At 72.1% G+C, this 15,307-nt stretch carries 9 protein-coding genes; 3 read left to right on the forward strand and 6 right to left on the reverse strand.

Going from position 1 to position 15,307, the window contains the following annotated elements; all coding sequences use genetic code 11:
* Positions 1-42: 42 nt before the first annotated feature.
* Positions 43-2,616, reverse strand: coding sequence for a DEAD/DEAH box helicase (locus IAG42_RS31020; protein WP_188340263.1), 2,574 nt, complete (start codon positions 2,614-2,616; stop codon positions 43-45).
* Positions 2,617-2,761: 145 nt separating this feature from the next.
* Here IAG42_RS31020 and IAG42_RS31025 point away from each other — a divergent pair, with 145 nt between their 5' ends.
* Positions 2,762-3,556, forward strand: a complete 795-nt coding sequence (locus IAG42_RS31025; RefSeq protein WP_188340264.1) for a metal-dependent hydrolase — start codon at positions 2,762-2,764, stop codon at positions 3,554-3,556.
* A gap of 29 nt (positions 3,557-3,585) precedes the next feature.
* On the opposite strand, the gene IAG42_RS31030 is transcribed toward IAG42_RS31025, so the two are convergent.
* Positions 3,586-5,379, reverse strand: coding sequence for an ABC transporter ATP-binding protein (locus IAG42_RS31030; RefSeq protein ID WP_188340265.1), 1,794 nt, complete (start codon positions 5,377-5,379; stop codon positions 3,586-3,588).
* Positions 5,376-7,430, reverse strand: coding sequence for an ABC transporter transmembrane domain-containing protein (locus tag IAG42_RS31035; RefSeq protein ID WP_188341691.1), 2,055 nt, complete (start codon positions 7,428-7,430; stop codon positions 5,376-5,378). Before IAG42_RS31035 ends, IAG42_RS31030 begins: the two co-directional genes overlap by 4 nt.
* Before the next feature lie 254 nt (positions 7,431-7,684).
* Here IAG42_RS31035 and IAG42_RS31040 point away from each other — a divergent pair, with 254 nt between their 5' ends.
* Entirely contained in the window at positions 7,685-8,452 is a 768-nt protein-coding gene (locus IAG42_RS31040) for a L,D-transpeptidase family protein (protein WP_188340266.1), read from the forward strand.
* Between the two features lie 84 nt (positions 8,453-8,536).
* A complete protein-coding gene (locus IAG42_RS31045) occupies positions 8,537-10,162 on the forward strand; it encodes a peptide-N4-asparagine amidase (protein WP_223206219.1) in 1,626 nt (541 codons plus the stop codon).
* A gap of 54 nt (positions 10,163-10,216) precedes the next feature.
* On the opposite strand, the gene IAG42_RS31050 is transcribed toward IAG42_RS31045, so the two are convergent.
* The 3 genes from IAG42_RS31050 to IAG42_RS31060 all read right to left on the reverse strand — a co-directional run bounded on the left by IAG42_RS31050 (position 10,217) and on the right by IAG42_RS31060 (position 15,264).
* The gene (locus IAG42_RS31050) at positions 10,217-11,665 is read right to left on the reverse strand and encodes a Gfo/Idh/MocA family protein (protein ID WP_188340267.1); all 1,449 of its coding nucleotides are present in this window, start codon (positions 11,663-11,665) and stop codon (positions 10,217-10,219) included.
* 155 nt (positions 11,666-11,820) lie between these two features.
* Positions 11,821-14,766 carry an FAD-binding and (Fe-S)-binding domain-containing protein gene (locus IAG42_RS31055; RefSeq protein ID WP_188340268.1) on the reverse strand — a complete coding sequence of 982 codons (2,946 nt, stop codon included), beginning with the start codon at positions 14,764-14,766 and terminating at the stop codon, positions 11,821-11,823.
* A 54-nt stretch (positions 14,767-14,820) separates the two neighbouring features.
* Positions 14,821-15,264, reverse strand: a complete 444-nt coding sequence (locus IAG42_RS31060) for a MarR family winged helix-turn-helix transcriptional regulator (protein ID WP_188340269.1) — start codon at positions 15,262-15,264, stop codon at positions 14,821-14,823.
* Positions 15,265-15,307: the final 43 nt, after the last annotated feature.

The raw sequence follows: 15,307 nt of genomic DNA on the forward strand, positions 1-15,307 counted from the left end.
GGATGGCGGCGGCCGGGCGGGAGAGCCCGGCCGGTCGGACGGCTACAGCTGGCCCACGTCCGTGACACGGACGACGGCGCGGCCCTCCGCGTCGGACGCGGCGAGATCCACCTCGGCGCTGATGCCCCAGTCGTGGTCCCCGTTCGGGTCCGCGAAGGTCTGGCGCACCTTCCACAGACCGTGCTCCGGATCCTCCTCGATCATCAGCAGCTTCGGGCCGCGCGCGTCTGGGCCGGTGCCCAGGTCCTCGTACTCGTCCCAGTACGCGTCCATGGCCTCGCCCCACGCGTCCGCGTCCCAGCCCGCGTCGCCGTCCAGGGCGCCGAGCTCGTCGACATTGTCCAGCGCCGCCAGTTCGACACGGCGGAACATCGCGTTGCGGACGAGGACGCGGAAGGCGCGCGCGTTCGCCGTGACCGGCTTGACCTGGTCGGCCTTCTCCTGAGCCTCCTCGGCGGTCATCACCTCCGGGTTGGCCAGCTGCTCCCACTCGTCGAGCAGGCTGGAGTCGACCTGGCGCACCATCTCGCCCAGCCAGGCGATCAGGTCCTCCAGATCCTCCGACTTCAGATCGTCCGGCACCGTGTGGTCGAGCGTCTTGTACGCGCTCGCCAGGTAGCGCAGCACGATGCCCTCGGTCCGCGCGAGCTCGTAGAAGGAGACGAACTCAGTGAAGGACAGCGCCCGTTCGTACATGTCCCGGATCACGGACTTCGGCGACAGCGGGTGGTCTCCGACCCACGGGTGGCTCTGGCGGTACGTGTTGTACGCGTGGAAGAGCAGCTCCTCCATCGGCTTCGGGTACGTGACGTCCTGGAGGCGCTCCATGCGCTCCTCGTACTCGACTCCGTCCGCCTTCATCAGCGCGACGGCCTCACCACGCGCCTTGTTCTGCTGGGCGTGCAGGATCTGCCGCGGATCGTCCAGCGTGGACTCGACGACGGACACCATGTCCAGGGCGTAGGACGGCGACTCCTTGTCGAGCAGGTCGAACGCGGCGAGCGCGAACGTCGACAGCGGCTGGTTCAGCGCGAAGTCCTGCTGCAGATCGACGGTCAGCCGCACGATCCTGCCCGACGCGTCCGGCTCGTCGAGCTTCTCCACGATGCCGCCGTCCAGCAGCGAGCGGTAGATCGCGATGGCCCGCCGGATGTGCCGCAGCTGCGCCTTGCGCGGCTCGTGGTTGTCCTCCAGAAGCTTGCGCATCGCCTCGAACGCGTTGCCCGGGCGGGCGATGACCGACAGCAGCATCGTGTGCGTGACACGGAAGCGCGAGGTGAGCGGCTCCGGCTCCGACGCGATGAGCTTCTCGAAGGTGCTCTCCGTCCACCCGACGAAGCCCTCCGGCGCCTTCTTGCGGACCACCTTGCGGCGCTTCTTCGGATCGTCGCCCGCCTTCGCGAGCGCCTTCTCGTTCTCGATGACGTGCTCGGGCGCCTGCGCCACCACGAAACCGGCGGTGTCGAAGCCGGCCCGGCCGGCCCGCCCCGCGATCTGGTGGAACTCACGGGCGCGCAGCGTGCGCACCCGGTTGCCGTCGTACTTGGTGAGAGCGGTGAAGAGCACCGTGCGGATCGGCACGTTGACCCCCACGCCCAGGGTGTCGGTGCCGCAGATGACCTTCAGCAGACCCGCCTGCGCCAGCTTCTCCACCAGACGCCGGTACTTGGGCAGCATGCCCGCGTGGTGCACACCGATCCCGTGCCGCACGTAACGCGAGAGGTTCTGGCCGAACTTGGTGGTGAAGCGGAAGTTGCCGATCAGCTCGGCGATCTTGTCCTTCTCCTCGCGCGTGCACATGTTGATGCTCATCAGCGCCTGCGCCCGCTCCACGGCCTGCGCCTGCGTGAAGTGCACGATGTAGACCGGAGCCTGCCGGGTGTCGAGGAGCTCCGTGAGCGTCTCCGTCAGTGGCGTCAGCCGGTACTCGTAGGAGAGCGGCACCGGACGGGTCGCCGAGCGGACCACCGACGTGGGCCGGCCCGTGCGCCGCGTCAGGTCCTTCTCGAACATGGAGACGTCGCCGAGCGTCGCCGACATCAGGATGAACTGCGCCTGCGGCAGCTCGAGCAGCGGGATCTGCCAGGCCCAGCCGCGGTCGCCCTCCGCGTAGAAGTGAAACTCGTCCATGACGACCTGGCCGATGTCGGCCTGCGCCCCGTCACGCAGCGCAATGGACGCGAGGACCTCGGCGGTGCAGCAGATCACCGGCGCGTCCGCGTTCACGGACGCGTCGCCGGTCAGCATGCCGACGTTCTCCGTACCGAAGAGCTTGCACAGCTCGAAGAACTTCTCGGAGACGAGCGCCTTGATGGGCGCCGTGTAGAAGGTGACCTCGTCACGGGCGAGCGCGGCGAAGTGCGCACCGGCGGCGATCATGCTCTTGCCGGAACCGGTGGGCGTCGAGACGATCACGTTCGCCCCCGACACCGCCTCGATCAGAGCCTCCTCCTGGTGGGGATAGAGGGTGAGACCACGCTCCTCGGCCCACGACTCGAAGGCGTCGTAGAGGGCGTCCGGGTCGGCGGTCTGCGGGAGCTGATCGATAAGGGTCACGCCCCCATCTTGCCTGCCTTCCCACCCGATCAGGCAATCGGATGTCCGGCCGAAGATCACGAACGCTACGCTGAGGCGCCGACGGGGCACCGGTGCCCGCACGGGCCCGCAGGGGCGTCCACCGGGACGACAGGCCGTCGGGACAAGGGACTTGCCGGTGCCGCGCGAGCGGACGGCGCGACAGGAACAGGGGCGGAACACCACCATGATGGGACCGGCACACTCGCTGTCAGGAGCGGCGGCCTGGCTGGGGGTGGGCGCGGCGACGGCCGCCGCCGGACACCCGATGCCGTGGCCCGTCCTCCTCGTCGGAGCGCTCATCTGCGCCGGCGCCGCCCTCGCCCCCGACCTGGACCACAAGGCGGCCACCATCTCGCGGGCCTTCGGACCGATCTCCCGAGGACTGTGCGAGATCGTCGACAAGCTGTCCTACGCCGTCTACAAGGGCACCCGCATGAAGGGCGACCCGCGCCGCTCCGGCGGGCACCGCACGCTCACCCACACCTGGGTCTGGGCGGTCCTGATCGGCGGCGGCACCTCGGTCGCCGCGATCACCGGTGGCCGCTGGACCGTCCTCGCGATCCTCTTCATCCACATGGTGCTGGCCATCGAGGGCCTGCTCTGGCGGGCCGCCCGCGGCTCCAGCAGCGACGTCCTGGTGTGGCTGCTCGCCGGGACCAGCGCCTGGATCCTCGCCGGGATACTCGACCAGCCGGGCAACGGCTCGGACTGGCTGTTCACCGACCCCAGCCAGGAATACCTCTGGCTGGGACTGCCGATCGTGCTCGGCGCCCTGACGCACTGCATCGGCGACGCGCTGACCGTCTCCGGCTGCCCGGTGCTGTGGCCCATCCCCATCGGCCGCAAGCGCTGGTACCCGATCGGCCCGCCGAAGGCCATGCGCTTCCGGGCCGGCAGCTGGGTCGAGCTGAAGGTGCTCATGCCCGCGTTCATGCTGCTCGGCGGCGTGGGCTGCGCGGCCGCGCTCAACGTGATCTGAGCCCGGCCGCGCCACCCCCTCCGGCACGCTCACCCGTGCCAGGACCGCCACAGCGCCGCGTACGCCCCGTCGGCCGCGACCAGCTCGTCGTGGCTGCCGAGCTCCCGGATACGGCCCTCCTCGACCACGGCGATCACGTCCGCGTCGTGCGCGGTGTGCAGCCGGTGGGCGATCGCCACGACCGTGCGCCCGTCCAGGACGCGGCCCAGCGAGCGCTCCAGATCGCGGGCCGCCCGCGGGTCCAGGAGCGAGGTCGCCTCGTCCAGGACCAGCGTGTGCGGATCGGCGAGCACCAGGCGTGCCAGCGCGATCTGCTGGGCCTGCGCCGGAGTGAGCGCCGTGCCGCCCGAGCCGACCTCCGTGTCGAGACCGCCGGCCAGGCCGCGGGCCCAGCCGTCCGCGTCGACCGCGCCGAGCGCCGCCCACAGCTCGGCGTCCTCGGCGCCCGTACGGGCCAGGCGGAGGTTGTCGCGCAGGGACCCCACGAAGACGTGGTGCTCCTGATTGACGAGCGCCACGTGCGAGCGGACTCGCTCGGCCTCCATCCGGGACAGCTCGGCGCCGCCCAGCGTGATCCGGCCCGTGCGCGGGGCGTAGATGCCCGCCAGCAGTCGGCCGAGCGTCGACTTGCCCGCACCGGACGGACCGACCAGGGCCAGCCGCGTGCCCGGCTCGACCTCCAGCGAGACCCGGCGCAGCACGTCGATGCCCTCGCGGTACCCGAAGTGCACCTCGTCCGCCCGCACGTGCCGGCCGTCCGGCCGCACCCCGGGATCGCCCGCGTCCGGCTCGATGTCCCGCACCCCGACCAGCCGCGCCAGCGAGACCTGGGCGACCTGCAGCTCGTCGTACCAGCGCAGGATCAGGCCCAGCGGTTCCACGAGCATCTGGGCGATCAGCGCGCCCGTGGTCAGCTGGCCCACGTCGATCCAGCCCTGGAGGACGAAGACACCGCCGATCAGCAGGACGGACAGCAGCACGAGCGTGTGCACGGTGTTGATCACGGGGAAGAGCACCGAGCGCAGGTACAGCGTGTAGCGCTCCCACGCCGTCCACTGCCGGATCCGCAGATCGGACTGCTCGACACGGCGCGCGCCCAGGCGGTGCGCCTCGACGGTGCGGCCCGCGTCCACGGTCTCCGCGAGGGCGGCGGCGACCGCCGCGTACCCGGCGGCCTCCGAGCGGTACGCCGACGGCGCCCGCTTGAAGTACCAGCGGCAGCCGATCACCAGGAGCGGCACCGCGACCAGGATCGCGGGCGCCAGCGGTGGCGCGGTCACGGTGAGACCGCCGATCAGCAGCACCACCCACACGACACCGATCGACAGCTGCGGCACGGCCTCCCGCATCGCGTTCGCCAGCCGGTCGATGTCCGTCGTGATCCGGGACAGCAGGTCACCCGTGCCGGCCCGCTCCAGGACCCCCGGCGGCAGTCCGACCGACCGCACGAGGAAGTCCTCGCGCAGGTCGGCCAGCATCCGCTCGCCGAGCATCGCCCCGCGCAGCCGCACCTGCCGGACGAACACCGCCTGGATCACCAGGGCGATCACGAACAGGCCGACGGTCCGCTCCAGGTGCAGCTCGCGCAGCGCGGCGCCCGAGCCCTCGGAGACGTCCTGGATCACGCCGCCCAGCAGATAGGGGCCGACCATGGACGCGACGACCGCGACCGCGTTCACCCCGATCAGGAGCAGGAACGCGCGCCGGTGGCGGCGGTACAGCTCGACCACGTAGGCGCGCACCGTCGACGGGGCGCCGATCGGCAGGGTGGTCGCCGTGGTGGGGGCCGCCGGGTCGTAGGCCGGGCGGGCTACGCCGATCATGCCGTCTCCTCGATGTCGATCTCGATGCCCGACCGGGGTTCGCGCCCCGGCCCGGAGCCGGTCGCGGACCCGATCCCGGCGGCGGCCGCTTCCTCGTCGGTCTCCCGGGTGACGACCGCGCGGTACCGGGGCTCGGTGCGGACCAGTTCGCGGTGCTCGCCCACGGCCACGACCTCGCCCTCGTGGACGAACGCCACGCGGTCGGCGCGGTCCAGGAGCAGCGGCGACGAGGTCAGGATGACCGTCGTCCGGCCGCCGCGCACCGCGCGCAGGCTCTCGGCGACGCGGGCCTCGGTGTGCGAGTCGACGGCGGACGTCGGCTCGTCGAGGACCAGCGCCTCCGGGTCGGCGACGAGCGAGCGCGCCAGTGCGAGGCGCTGCCGCTGGCCGCCGGACAGGGAGCGGCCCCGCTCCGTGATCCGGGCGTTCATGGGGTCGTCGTCCAGCGAGGCCTGCGCGAGGGCGTCCAGGACGTCGCCGCACTGCGCTGCGGCCAGCGCCGCCTCGGGGGTGACGGCGCCGGACGAGGGCACGTCGAGCAGTTCCGCGAGCGTGCCGGACAGCAGCACCGGGTCCTTGTCCTGGACCAGGACCGCGGTGCGGGCCGCGTCCAGGGACAACTCGTCGAGCGGCACGCCGCCCAGCAGTACGGACGGCGGCGCGGAGGCCTTGGTCCCGGCTTCACGGGCCTCACCGTGCTTGCCGCTCTCACTGTGCTTGCCGCCCTCACCGTGCTGGCCGTCCGCGTCGGTCCCGGCAGGTGCGTCCGCCTCGTCGACGGCGTCCGGCGGGTGGCCGCCGAGCCGGTCGGCCAGCCGGCCCGCCAGGTCGGGGTCGCCGCACACCACGGCGGTGAGCAGCCCGGCAGGGGCGAGCAGACCGGTCACGGGGTCGTACAGATCGCCCCCGGAGAGGTCGGCCACGGAGAGGTCGGCCACGGAGAGGTCGGCCCCGGCCAGCTCGCGGCCGGCCAGGCCGGTTCCGGTGGCGTCGCGGCCGGCGGCCGGACCGTCCCCGGACACGGACCGCTCGCGCGGCCCGCCCTCGGGCTCGGTCACCCGGCGCAGGGCCAGGACCTTCGCCGCCCGCTGGGCCGACGGCCGGGAGAAGGAGTACGCCATGGCGATCTCCTCGAAGTGCCGCAGCGGGTAGTTAAGGATCATCACCGCGCTGTACACGGTCACCAGTTCCCCGACGGTGATCCGGCCCTCGCGGGCCAGATGGACGCCGTACCAGACGACCACGATGAGCAGCAGACCCGGAAGGAGGACCTGGATCGCGGAGATCAGCGACCACATGCGCGCGCTGCGCACGGCGGCCCTGCGGACCTCCTGGGAGGCACGGCGGTAGCGGTCGAGGAAGAGCTCCTCGCCGCCGATGCCGCGCAGGACGCGCAGGCCGGCGACGGTGTCCGAGGCGAGTTCGGTGGCCTTGCCCGCCTGTTCCCGCTGGTGGTCCGCGCGCCGGGTGGCGCGGGGCAGCAGCGGCAGGACGGCGAGCGCGAGGACCGGCATGCCGATCGCGACGACACCGCCGAGCGCAGGTTGGTACACGGCGAGGCCGACGCAGACCAGGACGACGGTGAGGGCGGCGGCCGCGAAGCGGGACAGCGCCTCGACGAACCAGCCGATCTTCTCGACGTCGCCCGTGGACACCGCGACGACCTCGCCCGCGGCGACCCGCCGGGTGAGGGCGGCGCCGAGCGCGGCGGTGCGCCGGGCGAGCAACTGCTGGACGCGGGCCGCGGCGGTGATCCAGTTCGTCACGGCCGTCCGGTGGAGCATGGTGTCGCCGACCGCGATGGCGACGCCGAGCACGGCGATCAGACCCGCGGCGGAGGCGAGCCGGGCACCGGAGCCGTCCACGACGGCCTGGACGGCCAGCCCGACGCCGAACGGGAGCCCGGCGACGGAGGTGAAGTGGAGCATGCCCCAGGCGAGGGACTTGAGCTGGCCGCCCAGCTGGTTCCGGCCGAGCCAGAGCAGGAACCGGGGGCCTGACCGGGCGTCCGGTACGCCCGGATCGGGATACGGAAGGTCGGAGATCTGCATGATGTCCCAGGGCTCGAGGTCGGGCACCGAAAAATCGGGAGGCGGGTAGGGGCGGGTGGGGTGGGGTGGGGGGAGGGGAGGGGAGGGGGAGAAAGAGAGAACGGGATTCGGCGGAACAAACCGTGAAAGGTTCGCGTCCCGGACCGACCGGAGGCAAACGGTTTTACGGTCGCGGGCAAAGATTCGGCCGGGATCCACGGTGCGCGTCGGGCCCGGCCCGGACGCATCTGACGTGTGGTGAGACCATGGACCGCATGCGAAGTGCGGGTGCGGGTGCGAAGAAGGCGATGCGAGCGGGCGTCGTGGCTGCGGCGTGCGGCCTCCTGGCGACCACGCTGGCGGCGTGCGGTGCCGGAGACCAGGACGGCGGCGGACGTTCCGGCACGGCGGCGGACGGCGCGGCCGACTCCTCGCGCGGTGACGCGGCCCGGACGACCGACCTCAAGCGCATCCCCGACGTGGGCGACCGCTACCAGAAGCGGATACCGGCGAACGCGGAGCAGGTCGTCGCCGTCTACGGCGCGGGCAAGGACTCGGCGGACTCCACGATCGCGCTGTTCACCAAGACCGGCGACACCTGGAAGAAGGAGCGCAGCTGGTCGGGGCACAACGGCAAGAAGGGCTGGACGACCGACCACCACGAGGGCGACAAGCGCAGCCCCGTCGGGGTGTTCACGCTCAGCGACGCCGGTGGCGTGCTCTCCGACCCGGGCGCGAAGCTCCCGTACACGCAGTCCGGCGCCTTCCAGGCCCCGCACTATTGGGCGAAGTCGCACTGGCACGACTTCGACTACGTGGTCGCGATCGACTACAACCGGGTGAAGGGCACCTCGCCGAGCGACCCGACCCGGCCCGAGGGACAGACCAAGGGCGGCAGCATCTGGCTGCACATGGACCACGGCAGCGGCACCTCGGCCTGTGTGAGCCAGTCCAAGTCCGACATGGAGTACCTGCTCAGGACGCTCGATCCGGACCGGCACCCGGTGGTCGTCATGGGGGACAAGGCGGAACTGAAGGGCTGATCCGGGCAGGAGTGTGCCCGCCGCTCCGATTCCGCGCGCGACACCCCATTGCGCGGGGCAGCGGCGCCCCGTAGAACTCCGGCCATGAGAAGACGCGTCATGTCCATGCTCGCCGGAGTGATCCTCGGTGCGGGCGCACTCGTGGCCGGGGCACCGGCCCAGGCCGGAGCCGCCCAGCCCGCCGCTCCGACCCCGCCCACGGAGTTCGGCACCGACTGGCACGACCCCGTCACCGCGGCGCCGCCCGTCGAGCGCCCGCACACCCGGTCCTGCGAAGTCACCGTCGCCGAGGCCCAGTTCCGCGACTTCACCCCGTACCGGGGCACGTACACGCCGCCCGAGGACTGCGGCGACCGCTGGAGCAAGGTGGTGCTGCGGCTCGAGGGCAAGGTCAAGGGCCGCCAGTTCGACCGGCTGGGCTATCTGCACATCGGCGGTGTCGAGGTGCTGCGGACCTCGACACCGGAGCCCTCGCCCGACGGCATCGCGTGGAACGTCGAGAAGGACGTCACCCGCTACAGCGACACCCTGCGCGACAGCGGCGACGTCGAGATGCTCATCGGCAACGTCGTGAACGACACCTACACGGGCGTCATCGACGTCAAGGCGACCCTGACCTTCTACCCCGAGGACACCAAGCCCCGGGCGCGCGCGGCCACCGACCCCGCCCGCACGCCCGACCGCGTCCTGCCCCTCGCCGCCGACGGAACCCTCACCACGCCCCGCAACAGCGAGCGTCTCGTCGCCGAGGTGTACGCGACCGGCTCCGGCGGTGGCTGCGAGGAGTACTGGTACATGACCGTGCCCGACAGCGCCCCGTACTCCTGCAAGGCCGCCGAAGGGCCCTACCGCGAGGTGCAGATCAGCGTCGACGGACAGCTCGCGGGGATCGCCGCCCCGTTCCCGACCGTGTGGACCGGCGGCTGGTCCAACCCGTTCCTCTGGTACGTGATCCCGGGCCCGCGCGCCTTCGACATCAAGCCGATCGAGTACGACCTCACCCCCTTCGCCGGCCTGCTCAACGACGGCCGCCCGCACCAGGTGGAGGTGTCCGTCGTCGGCGTCCCGAAGGGCCAGACCGGCTGGAGCACCCCGGTCAACGTGCTCGTCTGGCAGGACGCCGGCCGTGACCACGTCACCGGCGCCCTCACCGAGCACAAGGCGGGCGCGCTCAGCAACTCGCCGGTCTACACGCCCGGTTCGCCCGACTCCGAGTACCGCCTCGACATGCAGGGCGGCCACGCCCTCACCGTCAGCGGCTACCTGAACACCTCGCACGGACGCGTCACCACCACCGTCAGCCGCACACTCGCCGCGACCTCCGCCCACCGCTGGACCGACGGCGAGAACACCGACGCGCTCACCGCGACCTGGACCGACCGCGAGACCGTGCGCACCGGCGACCGCACCGCCCGCGCCCATCGCACGTACACCATGGACGGCACCACGACCCTGGGCGCCGACGAGCGGCTGCGCACCGTCATCACCCTGGCGGACCGGAGCCGCACGAACACCGGCGCCGGGTGGGTCGTCTCCGACGACACGTACACCGGCGACGCCTCGTACGCCGCGAACGCGCCGCGCGAGGAGCGGCACGCGGTCGGCGTCACCGGCGAGCGCTACCGCGTCAGCGGGCCCGGAAGCGACTGCTACGACCGTGAACTGCGCACCGAGCAGGGGACACTGACGGTCGACCGGCACCGCTGCTGAACCGATCGGAGGGGGCGGGCCACCAGGCCCGCCCCCTCCACACCCTCAGGGCTCTCAGGCCTCGCCCGGCTTCTCCGAGTCGACGCCGCCCCGCTCCACGCGCCAGCCGCCGCGCGTGAAGTCGGGGATCGCCTGCGGCGCGCCCTTCGCCTTGATCGACAGATGGCTCAGCGGAACCGGCGAGGTCCACGTCGCGGCGTCGTACACGTCGAAGTCGGGTACGAGTCCCAGGCGCATCGTCTGCATCAGGCGGAACACCATGATGTAGTCCATGCCGCCGTGCCCGCCCGGCGGGTTGGCGTGCTCCTTCCACAGCCAGTGGTCCCAGTCGGCGTACTGCCCGAAGTCGCCCCAGGCGTCGTTGGACTGGTCCGGCTCGAGGTAGATCCGGGCCGGGTAGTCCTCGAACACACCCTTGGTGCCGCCGAGTTGGTTGATACGCGAGTAGGGGTGCGGGGTGCTCACGTCGTGCTCGAGGCGGATCACTCGGCCCTTCGCCGTCTGGACCAGGCTGATCGTGCGGTCCGACTCGATGTACGTCTCCTTCCAGCTCGGATCGCTCTTCGGCATGTGCGCCTCGCGGTACTCGGCGAGGCCGAGCGCCGGGGTGCCGAAGCTGGAGATGTGGGTGACGCGGTCACCGCGGTTGATGTCCATGTAGTTCGCGACCGGCCCGAAGCCGTGGTTCGGGTACAGATCGCCGCGCAGCCGGGTGTGCCACAGCCGGCGCCACGGGCCCTCGTAGTAGTCCGGGTCGAACATGAGGCCGCGCAGGTCGTGGTTGTACGCACCCGCGCCGTGCAGGAGCCGGCCGAACTTGCCCGCGTGCGCCATCCGCAGCACGCGCATCTCGTTGCGCCCGTAGCAGCAGTTCTCCAGCTGCATGCAGTGTCTGCGCGTGCGCTCCGAGAGGTCGACCAGTTCCCACAACTGGTCGAGCTGGAGGGCGATCGGACACTCGACGCCGACGTGCTTGCCGTTCAGCATCGCCGTCTTCGCCATCTCGAAGTGCCAGTCCCACGGCGTCGCCGCGTACACGAAGTCGACGTCCCCGCGCTTGCACAGGTTCTCGAAGTCGTGATCGCCCTTGGTGTACGTCGCGGGCGCGGGCTGCCCCGCCGCCGTGACCTTCGCGGCGGCCTTCTCCGTCTTCTCCTTGACCGGGTCGCACAGGGCGACGACCTGGACGCCCGGTATCGCGAGGAAGAGGTCGATCATGCTGCCGCCGCGGTTGCCGAGGCCGATGATGCCGACCCGGACCGTGCTGCGCCGCTCGAACGGCACCCCGATCATCGTCTCGCCCTGCCGCGCGGGGGCCGCGGCGGTGCTCGCGGCGACCGCCTCCTCGGTCCCTGCGGACTCCGCGGCCTGCGCCGTGCCGCCCGAGCCCAGGGCGAAGAGGCCGAGCCCGGCGCCGGCGACACCCGCGGTGCGCAGCACCTCGCGGCGGGACCGGCCGTCGGGCCCGGGGGCGTCCAGGGGGGTGCTCTCGTTGTCGTGCATCGGACCTCCAACAGGGGTGGGTGCGGTGCCGGGGCAAACGCAAGCCACCCTGCTGGGGGTGAGAGCAGGGGCGCAAGAGGGGGAATTGGACGAGGAGTTGGACTTCCTTTACCGAGCCTTTGGACTCGTGTGACCCGGGCGGGAGGATGCCCGGGTCACCGGCCGGCCGCGCCGGGGCGCGTCGCCCGCTCCAGCTCGATGAGGACCGAGTAGTAGGAGCGGCCCGTCGCGTGGTCCATGCCGACCTCACACATCCGGTTCGCCGAGAGGTGCGCGTCGTAGGGGCGGGAGAGGACCTCCGCGGCCTCCTTCGCGGTCGCGGACTCCGTCAGCTCCCGGTGCAGCATGCCCCGGTCGCCCGCGAACGCGCAGCACCCCGCGTCGTCCGGGACCACCACCTCGTCCGCGCAGGCCTCGGCCAGCGCCCGCAGACTGCCGACGTCACCGAGGTGCTCCATCGAGCAGGTCGGATGGAGCACCGCCGAGCCCACCGTCCGCTCGACCGTCAGCCGCGGCAGCAGCTCGTCGGCCGCCCACACGAGCGAGTCCACGATGGTCAGCTCCGCGTGCAACTCCCTGTTGTCGTCGGTGAGATACGGCACGACCTCGTGCGCGATGCCGAGCGTGCAGGACGACGCGTCCACGACCAGCGGCAGACGGCCGCCCGCGGTCCAGCCCCAGGCCGCGTCCACGATCCGGTTCGCCATCAGCGCGTTGCCCTCGTCGTAGCCCTTCGAGTGCCAGATCGTGGCGCAGCAGGTGCCCGCCACGTCGTCCGGGATCCACACCGGGCGGCCCGCGCGCGCGGACACGGCGACGACGGCCTGGGGGAGCGAGACGTCGCCGGGCGAACCGAAGATCCGGTTCACACACGCCGGGTAGTAGACGGCCGACGCGCCCACGCGCGCGGTGCGCGGCAGGGCGCGCGCGGCGGCGGCCGGGATCTCCGGCAGCCACTCCGGCACCAGGTCGGGGCGGACCGCCTTGCGCGCGGCCGTGGTCACGGAGGTCAGCAACCGGTCGCCGAGCCGGTCGCCGATCTTGTCCGCCGCGGCCACGGCGAGCCGCGCGGAGGCCTCCACCGCCCTGAAGTTCTTCGCGGTCAGCGCGGCGACCCGCTCCTCGCGCGGCGAGTGCCGCGCGTGCCGGAACTCCTTCATGAAGGCGCCCGTGTCGATGCCGACCGGACACGCCAGCTTGCATGTGGAGTCACCGGCACAGGTGTCGACCGCGTCATAGCCGTACGCGTCGATCAGCGCGTCCTCGACGGGGGAACCGGCGGGCTGGCGCATCATCTCGCGGCGCAGCACGATCCGCTGACGGGGTGTCGTGGTCAGGTCCTCGCTCGGGCACGTCGGCTCGCAGAAGCCGCACTCGATGCAAGGATCCGCGATCGGCTCGACCTTCGGGATCGTCTTCAGACCGCGCAGATGCGCCTCGGGGTCGCGGTCGAGCACGATGCGCGGGGCGAGGACCCCGTCCGGGTCGATGACCTGCTTGGTGCGCCACATCAACTCGGTGGCCCTGGGCCCCCATTCGAGCTCCAGGAACGGCGCGATGTTCCGTCCCGTCGCGTGCTCCGCCTTGAGCGAGCCGTCGAACCGCTCGACCGTCAGCCGGCAGAAGTCGTCCATGAACGCCGCGTAGCGCGCGACGTCGGCCGGCTTGCCCGCGTCGAACGCCAGCAGGAAGTGCAGATTGCCGTGCGCGGCGTGACCGGCGACGGCGGCGTCGAACCCGTGCCGCGTCTGGAGGCCGAGCAGCGCCTCGCAGGCCTCGGCGAGCCGGGCCGGCGGCACCGCGAAGTCCTCGGTGATCAGCGTCGTGCCCGAGGGACGCGAACCGCCGACGGCCGTCACGAACGCCTTACGGGCCTTCCAGTACCCGGCGATCGTCTTCGGGTCGCGCGTGAACGTGTTCGTCACCGACTCGACCGGCGCCACCAGGTCGAGCCCCTCCAGCGCCCGCGCCGCCGCCTCCTCGTAGGCGGACTGCCCGGCCTCGTCCGGCGCGCGGAACTCCACCAGGAGCGCCGTCGTGTCCTTCGGCAGCCGCGCCCAGTCCTGCGGGACACCCTGCACGCTGACCGACGCCCGCAGCGTGTTTCCGTCCATCAGCTCCACGGCCAGGGCGCCCGCCTCGTTGAAGACCGGCACGGCCGCCGCGGCGGCGGGCAGGGAGGGGAAGAACAGCAGGGCGGTCGACACCCGGCGGTCCAACGGCAGCGTGTCGAAGACGACTTCGGAGATGAACCCGAACGTGCCCTCGGATCCCACCATCAGTCCGCGCAGGATCTCGACGGGCGTCGACCCGTCCAGGAACGCGTCGAGCCGGTACCCGTTCGTGTTCTTGATCTCGTACTTGGCGCGGATCCTGCGGGTGAGCTCGGCGTCCTCCTCGATCTCCCGCTTGATCGCCAGCAGGCCCTCGCACAGGGCGGGCTCGGCGTGCGCGAGCTCCTCGTCGGCTGCCGGGTCGGCCGTGTCCACGACCGTGCCCGTCGGCAGTACGAAGGTGAGGGAGGCGAGCGTCCGGTACGAGTTCCGCGTCGTGCCCGCGGTCATGCCCGACGCGTTGTTCGCCACCACGCCGCCGATCGTGCAGGCGATCGCGCTGGCGGGGTCGGGGCCGAGCACCCGGCCGTGCCGGGCCAGCGCGGCGTTGGCCCGTACGACCGTCGTGCCCGGGCCGATCCGGGCCCGCGAGCCGTCGCCGAGCACCTGGACGCCCGACCAGAACTTCCGGACGTCGACGAGGATGTCCTCGCCCTGCGCCTGCCCGTTCAGCGACGTGCCCGCCGCGCGGAAGACCACCTCGCGGCCCTTGCCGTGCGCGTACGAGAGGACCGCCGACACGTCGTCGATGTCCTCGGCGACCACCACGACCTGCGGCACGAAGCGGTACGGGCTCGCGTCCGATGCGTAGCGCACCAGGTCGGAGACCTTTGTGAGGACCTTGTCGGCGCCGAGCAGCCGGGTCAGCTCCGAACGCAGCGGCTCCGGGGTGCCGCCCGCCCGCCGGTCCGGCACCCGGTCGGGCGCGGGGCCCGACGCGCGGGAGCGTGGACGCAGGGCTTCCGGCTTCGGCTCCAGCAGCGGCATGGCCTCTCCCAGGTCGGCGGTCGGGGGCGGGCCGCCGCGCGGCCCGCCCGGTCCTCAGCAGTCCCGCTCGCGCGGGCTCTCGAACAGTGCGTTCAGCAACGTCGTCAGCTGGGCGCGCTGCTCCGCGTCCAGTGGGGCCAGGATCTCCTCTGCCGCCGCGCGGCGCGCGCTGCGCAGGTCCCGCAGGGCGGCCCGGCCCTGCTCGGTGAGTTCGATCCGGATGACCCGGCGGTTGGTGGGGTCGGGGACGCGGCGCACCAGGCCGCCGGCCTCCAGCCCGTCCACGGTGCTGGTCACCGCGCGCGGGACCACTTCGAGGCGCTCGGCCAGATCGGCCATCCGGGGCGGGGCCTCGTAATGCACCAGGGTGCGCAGCAGCCGGGACTGCGCGGGGGTGATCCCGACCGGCTCCAGCTGGCGCTTCTGTATGCGGTGCAGGCGACGGCTCAGGCGCAGCAGCTGCTCGGCGAGGAAGCCGTCGGCGTCCGGGGTGCTCATGCGGGGAACATTATCAGGACCTCGTGCATTGTGAGTATAGGTA

The sequence above is a fragment of the Streptomyces xanthii genome (assembly GCF_014621695.1).
Classification (GTDB): Bacteria; Actinomycetota; Actinomycetes; order Streptomycetales; family Streptomycetaceae; genus Streptomyces; species Streptomyces xanthii.